This window comes from Micromonospora yasonensis, from assembly GCF_026013475.1.
Taxonomy (GTDB): domain Bacteria; phylum Actinomycetota; class Actinomycetes; order Mycobacteriales; family Micromonosporaceae; genus Micromonospora; species Micromonospora yasonensis.
The window spans coordinates 14,782-28,916 of sequence record NZ_JAPDPH010000075.1 but is presented as its reverse complement, the minus strand read 5'-3'; the positions used below and the strand labels follow the sequence as shown (position 1 = coordinate 28,916).

The window sequence follows — 14,135 nt, the reverse complement described above, 5'->3', positions numbered from 1 at the left end:
TCGACACGGGCGGGCACCAGGTCATCGCCGCACACTGCCCGGGCGAGAACGGGAACGCGATCGGGATCGAGAACGAGGGCACGTACATCACCGAGACGCCGCCGGACGCACTGCTCGACTCGCTGGTGACGTTGTGCGCCGCGGTGTGCCAGCAGTTCCGGCTGCAGCCATGGGACATCTTCGGCCACTGGGACTTCTACCCGACCCAGTGCCCGGGCACCGCCTTCTACCGGTTGTTCCCGATGGTGCGCTCGCGTGTCGCGGCAGCACTCGGCACCCAACAGTCGGACATCCCCGCACGCCGGTGGCCCGACATCTGGCGCTTCGTCGACGGCCCGGTTGTTCAGGTCGCGCAGTACCTGCTCGCGGATCTCGGGTACCCGCTGGTCCCGAACGGCGACTTCGGCTACGACATGAATGCCGCCGTGGCCGACTTCCAAGCCAACCACGGGATTCGGGTCGACCCGGACGCGACCTTCGACGCGGCCACCTGGGAAGCGCTCGTGCCGACCCTCGACAAGGACGCCAGCGGTCTTCCCGTCACCGCGCTGCAGTACCTGCTCGGCCGCAAGGGGTACGACGACGTCACGATGACCGGCGATTTCGACCACAACACCATGAAGGCGGTCCAGGACATGCAGCGCCTACACGGCCTGGTACCCAATGGGAAGGTCGACGTGGACACGTGGTGCGCGATTGTCGGCGGCACAGTTCGTTCGGCCTTCCAGCACTGAACGCCGCCTGCTGGCTGGTTTCACGACGATTCGCTGCCGCCAGCCGTCCAGGGACGAGGACAGCCGGGACTGGGCGGGTCACCGGGGCGATCACCCGAGGCCCGCCCTGGTGGCGCAAGTTCTTCAGAAACGGTCCCGGGTGCCAAGGAGGGCGTTGTGTGCGGCGCGGCGCCACGGCGCGAGTTCGGTGTCGATCTGGGCCCAACGGATGTCGTCGACGGAGAGGATTCCGTCGATGCCGGGCAGGGCCTCGATCAGCCGCATTCGCTGGTCTTCGCTGGGGTGGGTGCTCCACAGATCGGTGGTTCGCCGGGTGAGCTGACGGGCCAGCGGTAGGTGGGCGGCCAGGCGTTGCCGGGCTTCGGCCGCCATCGGCTCGAGCTGCTCGCCGTCGATGCGGGGCGCCAGATGCCACAAGTCCTGCCAGATCCGACCAGCAAGCAGGACCGTCTCGGAGGATCGGAGGAAGGGCCCGCTGCCGGCGACCCGGCGAGCGATCAGATCGGCCCGGTACTCGGCGCGGCGGCTGTCGGGCATCGCGACGCTGTCGACGAGCAGCTGTGCGGTCGCGCCGGCGACATTGACCAGAGCGAGGAGCCCATGGACGACCATCCCGAGGAGGACGATCGTCCCACTTCGTTGCTCGGCCAGCGAGTTCGCCGCGCGAACGGCCCGCCGCCAGGGGCTCCGCCCACCGGTGGCCGCTACTGCCCGGATGCCGAACGTCCTCGCTGGCAGGGTCCTGCGTACCCGAAGCGGATCGCCATTGGCGAGGTGGCCCAGTTCGTGGGCCAGGAGCGAAACTCGGGCCGGCCGCGGCAGCATCACCCACAGGGGAACCCCGATGACAAGCACCGACCGCTGGCGCCAGCCCACCCGGGCAACACCGGCGTTGAGGCTCAGGTCCGCACAGATGACGTCGGGGACCGGGGTCCCCGCGGCATCGGCGACCTCCCGCACCAGACCGTGCAACTGCGGGGCCTCGCGCTCGGTGATCACGCCATACCTGGGCACCCGCCCGAACGAGGGCTTGACCAGCAGCAGAACAAGCACAGCGGGGATCGCCAGAGCCAACCGGACCCCCGGCGGCAGGTCGCTGGCCACGACGAGCCAGACGAGGTAGCCCGCAGCGGCCAACCCCAGCAGGGCCAGCACCACGGAGACCGCCAACAGCCAGACCTCACCCGACGACGTACCAGCCGGGCGTGCCTCCGGGTCGGCCAGCAACTCCTCATGCGTCGCCCGGTCGAGCTCCAGCCCTCGCCGGAACCCCCACCGGCCGATCATCCTGGTGCCCCGCCACGGAGCCTGGGCCGGGTCGTACACGTCCAGGTTCCACAGACAGGTAGGGCACCAGGAGAGCGTCTCCGCCTCCACCAGGACCAGGTCGTGGGCACAGGCCGGACACCTGCTCGGCGTCGTCGTCTTCGTCGGCACGAGGCTGGAGTCTAGATCGCAGTGACAGGAATGCGTGCCCGGGATCGGGCACCGCCGAGCGCCCTCAGAAGGCAATCCCGCGGATGCCCGAGAACCGCGGCAACATTCGGGCGAACGGCGAAGGCGAGATTTCCCGCAGGCCTTGACGCATTCGCGTCCGGTGCGGGTGGATAGGACGTACAGATCTGGTGGCCGGCGCTGCCGTGGCAGTCCAATGGAGAGGATTCACATGACGATCCCACGCCTGCGCGGTGCCGCGCTGGCCACGGTCACCCTGGTGGCTGTCGGGTCAATGGTCGCACCCGGCTCGGCCGATGCAGCACCTGGCGACCCCGCAGCCCCCCGCTACTCGGCTGGTGCGGCGAGCGTCGGCGACCCGTACTTCCCGGACGAGGGCAACGGCGGATACGACGTCCAGCACTATGACCTCAACTTCTCCTACGACCCGGCGACCCGGCTCATGGCCGCCACCGCCACGATCACCGCGACCGCCATGCACGATCTCGACCAGTTCAACCTGGACTTCCGCGGCCCGGAGATCTCGTCGCTGACGGTCGACGGGCATGCGCACGATTTCACCCGGGACGGCCAGGAACTGGTCGTCACGCCGCGCCCGAAGCTCAAGACCGGGCAGGCGTTCACCGTGGTGGTGAGGTATGCCGGCGTACCGGGCCTGATCACCGACCCGGACGGGTCGATCGAGGGCTGGGTGCCGACCGACGACGGCGCCTTCGTCGTCGGGGAGCCGCAGGGCACCCCCGCTTGGCTGCCCGCCAACGACCACCCGACCGACAAGGCCACCTTCCGGTTCACCGCGAAGGTGCCGGAGGGCCTCACCGCCGTCGGCAACGGACAACTCCTCTCGCAGCAGACCCGGGACGGCTGGACCACCTTCATCTGGGACTCGACCGAGCCGATGGCCAGCTACCTGGCGACGATCACCATCGGCAAGTTCGAGGTCACCGAGTCGACCACGCCGAGCGGAATCCCCGTGTACGTCGCGGTCGACCCACGGCAGGTGGCCGGGTCCGCCGCCGCGGTGGCACAGATCCCGAGGATGATCGACTTTTTCTCCTCGACGTTCGGCCCGTACCCGTTCGCCTCGACCGGCGCGATCATCGACCGGGCCCCGGACGTGGGCTACGCCCTGGAGACCCAGACCAAACCGGTCTTCTCCGGCTCGGCGAGCGTGGGCACGATGGCGCACGAGCTGGCACACCAGTGGTACGGCGACAGCGTCTCCCCGGAGCGTTGGTCGGACATCTGGCTCAACGAGGGCTTCGCCACCTACGCCCAGTGGATGTACACCGAGTACAACGGCGGCGCGTCGGTCAGCCAGACCTTCAACAGCAGCAGCAACTACGGTCGAGCCCCGTCGTCGTCGTTCTGGCAGATCGTCCTCGCCGACCCGGGCCCCGAGGACATGTTCAGCAACATCCCGTACAACCGGGGGGCGATGACCCTGCACGCGTTGCGGGGCAAGGTCGGCGACGACACCTTCTTCCGCATCCTGCGTGAGTGGGCGAGCAGCCACCGGCACAGCCACGCCGCGACGGCCGACTTCATCGCCCTGTCCGAGCGGGCATCCGGGCAGGATCTCAAGGCCTTTTTCGACGTGTGGCTGTTCCAGAAGGGCAAGCCGACGACCTGGTGACGTGGGCGAGAGCCCCGACAGCGTCGAACCGGAATTGACCGCCGTCCTCGGCCGCCTGGCCGCCACGGTCCCCCGACTTCCGCTACCGGCTGACCCGCGGCCCACAGGTTGAGCTGCCGCGCGTGCGACCCGAGCACGGTTGGCGCGTGGCCGCCAGGCCCGTTCCGTGATGATCTGTTCCGTGGTCGGTGCGGCAGGGCCCGGGCCGGGGTTGACCCTCTCCTAGGGGGAGGGTCGAGGGCGTTGGAGGCGCCGGTGGCGGGGTTGATGCCGGTCGGGGTGTTCGCGCGGGCGACCCGGTTGTCCGTTCGCGCGCTGCGCAACTACGACCGGCTGGGTCTACTCGTCCCGGCGTGGGTCGATCCGGGTACCGGCTACCGCCGGTACAGCGTCGACCAGTTCCCCCGAGCGGGGCTGATCCGACGGCTACGAGAGCTGGAGGTGCCATTGCCCGAGATCGCCGAGATCCTCGAGGCCGACACCCCGGAGCAGGCACGCGCCGTTATCGAGCGGCACCGGGAACGCGTGGCCACGCGGGCGGCCCGGCTGGACGAGATCGCTGGGCGGTTGCGGGCCGTGCTGGCCGAGCCGGGGCGCGTGCCGGGCTGGCTGCATGTGTACGAACGGTGGCGGCCCGCCCAGCCCACCGCCCGCATGCTGGTGCGTACCCCGCTGAGCGGGCTGGCCGAGGCGCTGGGGCCCGGCTTCGCGCGGCTGTTCGCCGGCCTCGCCGCGCAGGGGATCGCCCCGGCGGGGCCGGCCGGGGCTCGCTACCTCAGCGACGACCTCGACGCGGCGGAGTTGGAAGTGGAGCTGTTCGCCCCGGTGGCGCACCCGCCCCGGCCGGCCGCGACGATCGCGGCCGGGGAACTGGCGGGCTGCCTGCTCGCCGCGACCATCCACGAGGGCGGCTACGACGACATCGAAACCGCCTACCGGTCGCTGGGGCGCTGGATCGCCGAGCAGGACCAGGTGCTCGCGGGCCCGGCCGAGGAGCGCTACCTCGTCCCGCCCGCGCCCGACGTACCCACCGCCGCGCTCCGCACGGAGATCGCCTGGCCGGTCCGACCCCCGTCCGGCCCACCCCGACCAGCGGATCAGGAAACCACATGATCGTCGAGAATGTGGCGTTCCCCGCCGGTCAGCACTGCGAGACCACCGCGCTCGGCGCCCTGCTGCGTCATGAGGGCCTCGACCTGTCCGAGCCCATGCTGTTCGGCCTCGGCGAAGGTCTGGCCTTCGTCTACTGGGACGCCAAGCGCATGGACTTTCCGTTCCTCGGCGGACGCACCAAGCCGGCCGCGATCAGCCGGACCGTGGCCGAGCGGCTGGGCCTGACGCTGCACATCCAGGAGACCGCCTCGCCTCGAAAGGCCTGGCAGAACGTCGCCGCCGCGCTTACCGCCGAACGCCCGGTCGGCCTGCAACTGGACTGCTATCACCTGGACTACTTCACCGCGAAGGTCCACTTCGGGGGCCACTTCGTCGCCATGTACGGCTACGACGACAGCCACGCCTACCTGATCGACACCGCCCAGCAGGGCGGCACCGTGACGACCACGCTGGCGAGCTTGGAGCGAGCCCGCAACGAGCGCGGACCGATGACCGCCCGCAACCTCTCCTACACCGTCGCCAGCCCCACCGGCCGGCCCGATCTGGGCGACGCCATCCGGGCGGCGATCGGCAACAACGCACACGCCTTCCTCAATCCACCCATCGCGAACCTCGGCCACCGGGGCATCGCCAAGGCGGCCCGGCAGGTGACCCGGTGGCTCGACCGCTCAAACGACCCGTCCCGTGACCTTCCCCTGGCCGCGACGCTGATGGAACGGGGCGGGACCGGCGGCGCCCTGTTCCGCAACATGTACCGCGACTTCCTCGCCGAATGCGCCACCATCGTCGACGACGACAATCTCCGCCTCGGTCATCAGTTGTACGCCGAGATCGCCCCGCTATGGACCGAGGTCTCCCACCACATCACGGCCGCCGGAGGAACCGGCGACCCAGACCACCTGGCCCGCGCCTCGGCGATCCTCACCGAACTCGCAGACAGAGAACATCGCGCCATGCAGATCCTGACCGGCATTCACACCGCCTGATCCTCCAACGATCTTTCCTCGCCGACGCAGAGGGATCAAACCAAGATCAACGCCGAGTGCCTGGGAAGTATCTCGCTGACGGCACCCTGAGCGAGACTGGCGGACCGGCCAGTTCGCCCCGGCAGGGTGCGACCGGAACGGGTGTCCCAACGCTCTCCAAGCCCGAGACCCGTTACGGGGTGATGGCGTGGCTGTGCGGGTCGCTGTGCTCAGGCAGGTTGCGGTCGGTGTGGTCGGCGTGGAAGAGGGCCTCGGCGAGCAGGGCCCGTACGTGGGTGTCGGCGGCGGAGTAGTGCACGAAGGTGCCCTCGCGGCGGCCGCGGACGAGGCCGGCCAGGCGGAGTTTGGCGAGGTGTTGGCTGACGGCGGTGGGGGCGGCGCCGACGATCTCGGCCAGGCAGGCGACCGATGACTCGCCCTGCAGCAGGGCCCAGAGAATTTTGATGCGGGTGGGATCGGCGAGCAGCCGGAAGCCTTCGGCGGCGAGATGGACCTGCTCGTCGTTGGGCATCTGAAAGTCCGGCAGCGAGGTGTGCACCCGCCAATGGTAGCCGAGGCTGCATATTCAGATACCCACCTGAGTAGCTACCTGCACAGCTATGCAGGTACTGTTTGCTGTCGTGACCCTGACGACGACTTCATCCCGCCCGACCGCCACCGCGCCGATCGCTGCTGGCTCGCGGCGTTTGGCTGCCCGGGCGTGGGCGCTGACCGAGGTGCGCTGGGCGGCCCTCGCTACCGGGCTGTTCGCCGCCGGCGGGATGGCGCAACTGCTGGGCGCGCCGGCGCCGGTGTGGTGGGCGCTGTATCTGGCCTGCTACGCCGCGGGCGGCTGGGAGCCGGCCCTGGCCGGGCTGCGGGCGCTGCGCGAGCGGACCCTGGACGTCGACCTGCTGATGATCGTGGCCGCGCTCGGCGCTGCGGGAATCGGGCAGGTGTTCGACGGGGCACTGCTGATTGTCATCTTCGCGACCTCCGGCGCGTTGGAGGCGTTCGCGACCGCCCGCACCGCCGACTCGGTGCGGGCGTTGCTGGACGTGGCCCCGGAGCAGGCGACGCGCCTGAACGCCGATGGCGGCGAGACGGTGGTGGACACGGTCGATCTGCGGGTCGGTGACCTGGTGCGGGTGCGCCCGGGTGAGCGGATCGGCGCCGACGCGGTGGTCGTCGAGGGCGCCAGCGAGGTGGATCAGGCCACCATCACCGGCGAGCCGCTGCCAATGACCAAAACGGCGGGCGACGAGGTGTTCGCCGGCACGCTCAACGGCACCGGCGCCATGGTCGTCCGGGTGCACCGTGCAGCGGGCGAGTCGGTGATCGCCAGGATCGTCGCACTGGTGGAGCAGGCGTCGGCGACCAAGGCCAGGACGCAGCTGTTCATCGAGAAGGTCGAGCAGCGGTACTCGATCGCGGTGGTCGTCGCCACCCTGGCACTGTTCGTCGTCCCCCTGGGTTTCGGCGCCGACCTGCAGTCGACGTTGTTGCGGGCGATGACGTTCATGATCGTGGCATCGCCGTGCGCGGTGGTCCTCGCGACGATGCCGCCGCTGCTGTCCGCGATCGCTCTCGCCGGCCGCCACGGGGTGCTCGTCAAGTCCGCCGTGGTCATGGAACAACTCGCCGACATCGACCTGGTGGCGTTCGACAAGACCGGCACCCTCACCGAAGGCCACCCCCGCGTCGTCGACATCCACCCCATCGGCGACGCGCACACCGTAGAGGTGCTGCGGCTGGCCGCCGGGGCGGAACACGCCAGCGAACACCCGGTCGGTGCCGCTGTCCTCGCGGCCGCCCGGGACCGTGGGCTGCCGATCCCGGCAGCGAGTGACTTCACCTCCGTACCCGGACGGGGCGTGCGGGCCGTGGTCGACGGCCGCCGGGTAGCCGTGGGCGCTCCCGCGCTGCTCGACGAACTCACGCCCCCCGCCGCTGACACGGCCGTGGCCCAGGCCCGGACCGTGTGCGCTGACGCACAGGCCGCCGGGCGGACGGCGGTGGTAGTGCTCGTCGACGGGACGCCCGCCGGCGTGCTCGCCCTCGCCGACCGCATCCGCGCCGACGCCCCCGCCACCGTGACCGTCCTGACCCGCCTCACCGGTGCCAGGCCGATCCTGCTCACCGGCGACAACCCCGGCGCCGCCGGGCACCTCGCGGCAGAAGCCGGCATCACCGACGTGCACGCCGGGCTGCTGCCGCAGGACAAGGTCGACCGGGTACGCGCCGTACAGGCCGACGGCCGCCGGGTACTGCTGGTCGGCGACGGCGTCAACGACGCCCCCGCCCTCGCCGCCGCGAACCTCGGCGTCGCGATGGGCCGCGGCGGCTCCGACCTGGCCCTGCACAGCGCCGACGCCGTCCTCGTCCGCGACGACCTGCCCACCCTGCCCGCGGCCATCGCCCTGTCCCGACGCGCCCGCCGCCTCGTCAAGGCGAACCTGATCATCGCCGCCACCTTCATCACCGTGCTGGTCGCCTGGGACCTGTTCGGCCACCTCCCCCTCCCCCTGGGTGTAGCCGGGCACGAAGGCTCCACCGTCATCGTCGGCCTCAACGGCCTACGCCTGCTCGCGTCCTCCGTGTGGCGACGCGCCCAGGCCGAAGGGGCGCCATGAGTCGCGGCGCCCGTGACGGCGGCGAATCCATCGGTTGCACGGCCACGGTCTGTCGGGGCTGCTGCTGCGGCACCGCGCCGGGTTCGACCACGCCGGGCAGCTGACCCAGCTGCGCAAGGCGGTGGTCGACGTCGCGGTCGCAGGACAGGGCACCGTTGGCGGCGATCTTCGAGGAGCCGAGAGGACCCCTCACCCTTAGGAGGGGTCCTCTCGCGTTCGCCCTTCCTGGCAGACCGGAGCTGAGAACACTTCCGCAGATGAGGATGAAGCTGGGCCTTGCGGCGATGCTGGCGTTGCTGGTCGGGTCCTGCACTGAACCGGCGAGAGTTACTCCGGGACCGCCCACCGCCCCACCCGTCACGGCGCCAGCCCCGGGGCCGAAGAACCAGCTCACCGTGGTGGCCGCCGGGGATCTGTTGGTACATCCGCCGCTCACCGAGCAGGCCGCCGCCGACGCCCAGGCGGCGGGACGTACCGGTCACGACTTCACCCAGGTGCTCAGTGCGATCCGTCCCCGGGTGAGCGCTGCGGATCTCGCTATCTGTCACATGGAGACGCCGCTGGCGGACCCGCAGGGTCCGTTCACCGGATGGCCGGCATTCAGCGTGCCGCCGGAGTTGGCCGACGCGGCGGCCTGGGCCGGGTTCGACACCTGCTCCACGGCGTCCAACCACTCGCTGGACACGGGCATGGAGGGCATCAGCCGGACCCTGGACAACCTTGACCGGGTCGGGCTGCGGCACACCGGCACGGCCCGCAGCGCGGAGGAGGCGGCCCGGACGAACATCCTCGACGTGGCGGGCGTGAAGGTCGCGCAGCTGTCGTACGCGCTGAGCTTCAACGACATCCCACTGCCGGAGGGCAAGCGATGGGCGGCGAACCTCATCGACCGGGACGCCATCCTTGCGGCGGCGCATCGGGCGCGAGCGGCGGGCGCGGAGATCGTCATCCTCTCGATGCACTGGGGGACCGAGTACCAGAACGCGCCGAACGACGACCAGCTGGATCTTGCCCAGGAGCTGCTCGCCTCGCCCGACATCGATTTGATCATCGGGCACCACGTCCACGTGGTGCAGCCGTTCGAAAAGATCGGCAGGAAGTGGGTCGCCTACGGGATGGGCAACCTGACCGCCCGGTTCGACGACGGCTCGCCGGAGAACACGCAGGACGCCGCGGTGCCGGAGTTCACCTTCACCCGTACCGCTTCCGGCAGCTGGGAGGTCACCGCCGTGAGCGTGCTGACGACCTGGATGGAATACCGGCCGGCGGCTCGGGTGGTCAACCTGGCCAGCGCCGCCAAGGACCCGGCGGTGTCCGCCGGCCAGCGGGCGCACTATGCCGAGATCGAGAAGCGGATCAACGGGTACGTGGGCATGCGCGGCGCCTTCGAGGAGGGGCTGCGTGCTCTCTCCTGACGACGCGTAGGCGGTGGCCCCTGCCGCCGCGAGGGTCTAGCTTCCCTCCGTGAGCGGCGCGCCCACGGTGTAGAGCAGCAGTGCCAGCGATGCGAGCGTGAACATCCCCAACATGACGCGCCGCCAGTTGATAGCCAGACTCATGATTCACCCCCCTCGGTCTGTGACGGAACAGGTTGTCCCCGCCGGTGGCGGCACATGGCCAGCACGACCACCGCGCAGGCGCCGCCGCTGATCAGGACATCGCCAGGGCTGATGACCTTGTGCAGCGGTGCGATCGGGATAGTGTCGCCGAGGAACGGCAACCGTGTGTTGGCGTCGGCAGGTTCGTTCTTGGGCGTCGTGAGGCCCGGACGCAGGCCCACTGCGGCGGCCACGGCGGGTTCGTAAGGCATCCGACCGTTGAGCGCGATGGCCAGACCGTTCGAAGCAGCGCCGAGCGCGATGACCACACCGGCGATGCGGATAGCCACCAGCCGATGTCGGAGGTTGACAGCGAGCCACACCAGCGTGAAAGCGAACACGATGGCCAGCATGGACACGCCGACTCGCTGTTCGATGAAGCTCCGTACGCCCTTCACGTAGTACTGGGCAGCCTGCACGAGTGCGGCCAGCCACACCAGCCAGAGCGCTCGCAGCCGGATCGCGCCGAACCCGGACAGGCGGCCGCCCAAGAGATAGCCGAGAGCGACACCAGCGGCCGGCCGCGCAACGAGCAGGACCAGACCGTGGATCGCTGGCCCTATGAACCGTCCCGTTGCTTTCCTCTCCGATCCGCCGCACAGCCCGGCGGTGGCCGCCGCCTACGAGGCCGATCTCAGCTCCGACGGCTACGTCAACAACCTCACTCGTGTCTGGTCGTGGCGACCTGACGTGCTGGCGTCCTTCCAGGCCCTGCGTGCCGACCTCCTGGCCGAGTCAGGCCTGTCGCCCAGGGAAGTAGCCGTGATGGTCGCCGCCACCGCCGCCGCCCGCGGCGACGCCTACTGTGCACTGGCGTGGGGATCCAGGCTGGCCGAACTCAGCGACGAGGCAACCGCCGCGAAAGTGCTGCAAGGCGCTGACAGTGACCTGTCCGAGCGGGAGGCCGCACTCGCCGGTTGGTCCCGCCAGGTCGTCCAAGACCCGAACGCCACAACCGAGGCTGACGTGGACCGCCTACGCGACGCGGGCCTCAACGACCAGGAGATCTTCGAGGCGACAACCTGGATCGCCTTTCGGCTGGCGTTCTCCACCATCAACGACGCGCTGGGAGCACAGCCAGATCCGCAGCTCGCCGAGAAGGCACCCAGACTCGTCCGCGAAGTCGTCACCTACGGCCGCAAAGTCCAGGCGACCCCAGCGGCGCGCCCGCGGGGCGGGACGGCGGCGGGCCACTGGCCGACCGCGCCGACCAGTTCGCCGAAGGGCTGGCCTCCGCCACCGAGCGCGGGCTGATCAACGATCCGGACGCCGTCCGCGCCGTTTGGCACGATGCTGTCACCGCGCCTCAATGGACGGGCCCGGCGCTATGGCTCCACGCCGACCTGCACCCGGCCAACGTCCTCACCGCCGACGGCACCGGCCGACCCCGGACACGGCCACCATGCGCCGCGCCCGCGGCTGGGCGATGGCACGAGCCGTCGGCGGCATCCTCATCGGCGATGCCGGCGTCCACGGCCGCCCCGGCGGCAAGCCCACCTGGGGCCCACCCGCCCACGCCGCCCTGCAACGCCTCATCGCCACAACCCGCTGACCCGGCGATCGCCACTGCGTCCGACAGACGTCGGCAGAAGTTTCGTGTCCGACCTTCTCGCGGTCTTCGACGACCTGGCCGGTCGCGGTTCATGCCGACCCGATGGGGGCGATCGCCACGGCGACGGGCGGGTCGCGGGCGGCTCTCGACCACCTGCTCGACGTGGCCTGCCAGCGGACGAGCCCGGCGTCGGACGCGGGCCACAGCGGCAGCGACGGGACCGCGTGATGCCCGGAAAGGCGGGCGTGGTCTGATGTCTTCCGCCGCCGACTCTCGCCCCACCTGTTCGTCGGTGCCGATGGCGTCGAGCGGGGCCAGCGGCTGGGGGGTGTCGGCGGCTTGGCCCCGCCTGCCTGCTCGACCGCCTCCGATCACGACGACGGCGGTTCGATGATGTCCCAGCGCACCAGGCTGGCACCCTCAGGCGGGTCGTTGGGTGTCACGATGCCTCGAATACCGCCGAGGACCTGCCAGGATGGCATGTCCCAACCGCAACTGAGCCCGTCCCGGCCGCTGATCAACGGCGCCGGTCGCACCGACCAGGTCCGGGCGTCGGCGCTGCGGGCGATGCCGACCACCGTGCTGGTGTCCGTGCGACCGCAGGATCCGCTGGCGCCCGAGAAGGCCTCGAAGACCATGTACCAGTAGCCGTCCGGTTCGCGGGTCATGTCCGCCATACCGACGCCATAGTTGGCCCAGCCCGGGGTCGGCGACAGGATGATCTTTGAACGGGTCCCGGTGTACTCGCCGGCCAGGGTGTCGAGCCGAACCACCGCGCGCGTCTGCTTCAAACGCCCGGTTGAGTCGTGCCCGTGAAACGTCAGGATGTAGCCGGTCCCGTCCTTTTCGATATCGGGTGTCCCTACTTCGTCGTCCCACGCACCAACCGCTCCGGGTCCGACAAGAAGAGTGCTGTTCGACCAGTCAAGCCCGTTGTTGCTGGTGACGTATCGAATGGAATGCAGGCTTCGCCCCTGCCCCGGGCCGAGGTAGTTCGGGTTGTGGTCACGCTGCTCGAACACCATGACGAGTCGGGATCCATCGGCGATAACGTCCGGCGCGTAGACCCACGTGCTCTGGACGCTGTCGTCGAAATTGCAACTCTGACCGTCCTGGACCGTCTGCAGGGCCGGCAACGGGCGCCCTCCGTTCACCGGGGTCCAGGTGCCACCGCCGTCGGCGGAAGTCGCGAGCGCCACCCCCTGCGGAATGGGACAGGTGGTCCCAGCGGGGCTCACGAACGTCCGGTAGTACATGAGGTACTGCCCGTTCCAGATGACCGAGGTGCTTTCGGCGTGCGAGCCGATGGCGGCGGGGAACGGTGACGTTTTCGGCTGGCGCAGGGCCGCCGCGTTGTGGAACAGCGCACAGCCGGCTCCGCAACGGGCCGCCGTATCGTCGGGCGCCGCAGCCGCGGAAGGGTTGTTCAGGAACCGGCTGAACGTCGTCGTGGTCGCAGCGGACAAACCGATCGCCGCCGCGCACAGGGCAGCGAGCAGCGACGCGGCAAGTGGCGTCTTGATCATGCTGTCTCCTTGCCGCTTCGGGGGTTGGGGATGTTCTCGCCGGACGATCGGTGCGGTGCAGCGCCGGCCAGGGCGCGCACTACGGCCGCCGCAGGCGTGGCTGGACGCGCCGCGCCCGCGTTACGTCGCCAGGGCGCCGGTTGCCCGCGCACGTGGCCACAGGCAACTGGTCGCCCAGTATGCTCCGCGACCGTGGCAGCGTCTCTGGTTACGCTCCGTGATTGATCTCACGCACCGGCTGAGTTGCGGGCCGGCCTCATCGCTCCCGCGCTGGCATCGTGGCAGGTCCGACATGCCGGTCGAGCCAGTCGCCGAGCGGCCGTGTCGTGTGCAGGAACTCCACGATCCGCCGCTTGGCCGCGGCCGTACCCAGCCAGCCGGCGACCGGCCACTGTTTCCAGGCAACCAAGCCCTTGTTACGGAGCAGATCGGCCCGCGGGTGATCGCGCGGATATCCCCGCGGCGCGGTCTTGAGCGTCTCGCGGCCACCGACCTCGATCCGGTGGCGTTCGATCTCCGCAATGATCTTTTGCAGCTCTCCGCCGCTGGCGTCGTCGGCCACCGCCCGGCGGTACCGCTCCAGTTGGTCGGTGGCCATCATCCACATCCCGTTGCCGGCGGCCAGGCCGTCGGCGGAGAGCTGGACGTACCCGCGGTGCTCAAGCACCGCCCCGATCGCGGTTTTGTACGGTGATTTATCAGCGCTAAACCGGACGTCTCGATTTGGCCGGAAGATTTTACCCTCGCCGAACTCAGGCTCCAGCTCGGCGAGCAGCTCAGTCATCGGAGCGCGCACCTTGTCGTCGTAGATCGCCTTGTGCGCAGTCCAGTAGGTCCTTGAGTTGTCGGCCGCAAGTCCCTCATAGAACTCCAGAGCCTCGGCCGGCCATCCCCGGAACACCATGACGCCGAGGGTATCGCGC

Annotated in this window: 13 protein-coding genes and 1 pseudogene; 9 read left to right on the top strand and 5 right to left on the bottom strand. The window is 70.0% G+C overall.

All coding sequences use genetic code 11. The annotated features are described in order from the left end of the window. On the top strand, positions 1–734 hold a 734-nt coding region (locus tag ONA70_RS17330; RefSeq protein ID WP_265007476.1), incomplete at its 5' end, for a peptidoglycan recognition protein family protein. Positions 735–857: 123 nt separating this feature from the next. On the opposite strand, the gene ONA70_RS17325 is transcribed toward ONA70_RS17330, so the two are convergent. Further along, positions 858–1,904, bottom strand: a complete 1,047-nt coding sequence (locus ONA70_RS17325) for a M48 family metallopeptidase (protein ID WP_265007475.1) — start codon at positions 1,902–1,904, stop codon at positions 858–860. A 496-nt stretch (positions 1,905–2,400) separates the two neighbouring features. On the opposite strand from ONA70_RS17325, the gene ONA70_RS17320 reads away from it, so the two are divergent. The 3 genes from ONA70_RS17320 (at position 2,401) to ONA70_RS17310 (ending at position 5,924) form a co-directional block, all read left to right on the top strand. Continuing rightward, entirely contained in the window at positions 2,401–3,825 is a 1,425-nt protein-coding gene (locus tag ONA70_RS17320; RefSeq protein WP_265007474.1) for a M1 family metallopeptidase, read from the top strand. A 255-nt stretch (positions 3,826–4,080) separates the two neighbouring features. Beyond that, the gene (locus tag ONA70_RS17315) at positions 4,081–4,938 is read left to right on the top strand and encodes a MerR family transcriptional regulator (RefSeq protein ID WP_265007473.1); all 858 of its coding nucleotides are present in this window, start codon (positions 4,081–4,083) and stop codon (positions 4,936–4,938) included. Further along, complete coding sequence (locus tag ONA70_RS17310) at positions 4,935–5,924, top strand: BtrH N-terminal domain-containing protein (RefSeq protein ID WP_265007472.1); 990 nt, start codon at positions 4,935–4,937, stop codon at positions 5,922–5,924. Before ONA70_RS17315 ends, ONA70_RS17310 begins: the two co-directional genes overlap by 4 nt. Positions 5,925–6,096: 172 nt before the next feature. On the opposite strand, the gene ONA70_RS17305 is transcribed toward ONA70_RS17310, so the two are convergent. Then, positions 6,097–6,462 carry an ArsR/SmtB family transcription factor gene (locus tag ONA70_RS17305; protein ID WP_265007471.1) on the bottom strand — a complete coding sequence of 122 codons (366 nt, stop codon included), beginning with the start codon at positions 6,460–6,462 and terminating at the stop codon, positions 6,097–6,099. A gap of 82 nt (positions 6,463–6,544) precedes the next feature. Between ONA70_RS17305 and ONA70_RS17300 the strand changes: the two genes are divergently transcribed. Further along, on the top strand, positions 6,545–8,536 hold the full coding sequence (locus ONA70_RS17300) for a heavy metal translocating P-type ATPase (RefSeq protein ID WP_406601202.1): 1,992 nt from the start codon (positions 6,545–6,547) through the stop codon (positions 8,534–8,536). 257 nt (positions 8,537–8,793) lie between these two features. Then, on the top strand, positions 8,794–9,951 hold the full coding sequence (locus ONA70_RS17295; protein WP_265007470.1) for a CapA family protein: 1,158 nt from the start codon (positions 8,794–8,796) through the stop codon (positions 9,949–9,951). 140 nt (positions 9,952–10,091) lie between these two features. Here the strand turns inward: ONA70_RS17295 and ONA70_RS17290 are convergent, their stop codons facing one another. Then, positions 10,092–10,625 carry a DUF5317 domain-containing protein gene (locus ONA70_RS17290; RefSeq protein ID WP_265007469.1) on the bottom strand — a complete coding sequence of 178 codons (534 nt, stop codon included), beginning with the start codon at positions 10,623–10,625 and terminating at the stop codon, positions 10,092–10,094. A gap of 70 nt (positions 10,626–10,695) precedes the next feature. Between ONA70_RS17290 and ONA70_RS17285 the strand changes: the two genes are divergently transcribed. The 3 genes and pseudogenes from ONA70_RS17285 to ONA70_RS17275 all read left to right on the top strand — a co-directional run bounded on the left by ONA70_RS17285 (position 10,696) and on the right by ONA70_RS17275 (position 11,914). Then, positions 10,696–11,388, top strand: a complete 693-nt coding sequence (locus ONA70_RS17285) for a carboxymuconolactone decarboxylase family protein (RefSeq protein WP_265007468.1) — start codon at positions 10,696–10,698, stop codon at positions 11,386–11,388. Next, positions 11,289–11,686 (top strand): annotated as a pseudogene (locus ONA70_RS17280) (aminoglycoside phosphotransferase); the annotation flags it as partial. The gene ONA70_RS17285 and the pseudogene ONA70_RS17280, both read left to right, overlap by 100 nt. Before the next feature lie 102 nt (positions 11,687–11,788). After that, positions 11,789–11,914 carry a hypothetical protein gene (locus ONA70_RS17275; protein ID WP_265007467.1) on the top strand — a complete coding sequence of 42 codons (126 nt, stop codon included), beginning with the start codon at positions 11,789–11,791 and terminating at the stop codon, positions 11,912–11,914. Positions 11,915–12,057: 143 nt separating this feature from the next. Here the strand turns inward: ONA70_RS17275 and ONA70_RS17270 are convergent, their stop codons facing one another. Further along, a complete protein-coding gene (locus ONA70_RS17270; RefSeq protein WP_265007466.1) occupies positions 12,058–13,212 on the bottom strand; it encodes a glycoside hydrolase family protein in 1,155 nt (384 codons plus the stop codon). Positions 13,213–13,468: 256 nt separating this feature from the next. Next, positions 13,469–14,116 (bottom strand): DUF2461 domain-containing protein, encoded by a 648-nt coding sequence (locus ONA70_RS17265; protein WP_265007465.1) that lies wholly within the window; start codon positions 14,114–14,116, stop codon positions 13,469–13,471. Positions 14,117–14,135: the final 19 nt, after the last annotated feature.

Coding starts and splice junctions, on each gene's coding strand:
- ONA70_RS17275 (WP_265007467.1), top strand. CDS start 11,789: ATGGGGGCGATCGCCACGGCGACGGGCGGGTCGCGGGCGGCTCTCGAC.
- ONA70_RS17265 (WP_265007465.1), bottom strand. CDS start 14,116: ATGGTGTTCCGGGGATGGCCGGCCGAGGCTCTGGAGTTCTATGAGGGA.
- ONA70_RS17320 (WP_265007474.1), top strand. CDS start 2,401: ATGACGATCCCACGCCTGCGCGGTGCCGCGCTGGCCACGGTCACCCTG.
- ONA70_RS17285 (WP_265007468.1), top strand. CDS start 10,696: ATGAACCGTCCCGTTGCTTTCCTCTCCGATCCGCCGCACAGCCCGGCG.
- ONA70_RS17295 (WP_265007470.1), top strand. CDS start 8,794: ATGAGGATGAAGCTGGGCCTTGCGGCGATGCTGGCGTTGCTGGTCGGG.
- ONA70_RS17310 (WP_265007472.1), top strand. CDS start 4,935: ATGATCGTCGAGAATGTGGCGTTCCCCGCCGGTCAGCACTGCGAGACC.
- ONA70_RS17270 (WP_265007466.1), bottom strand. CDS start 13,212: ATGATCAAGACGCCACTTGCCGCGTCGCTGCTCGCTGCCCTGTGCGCG.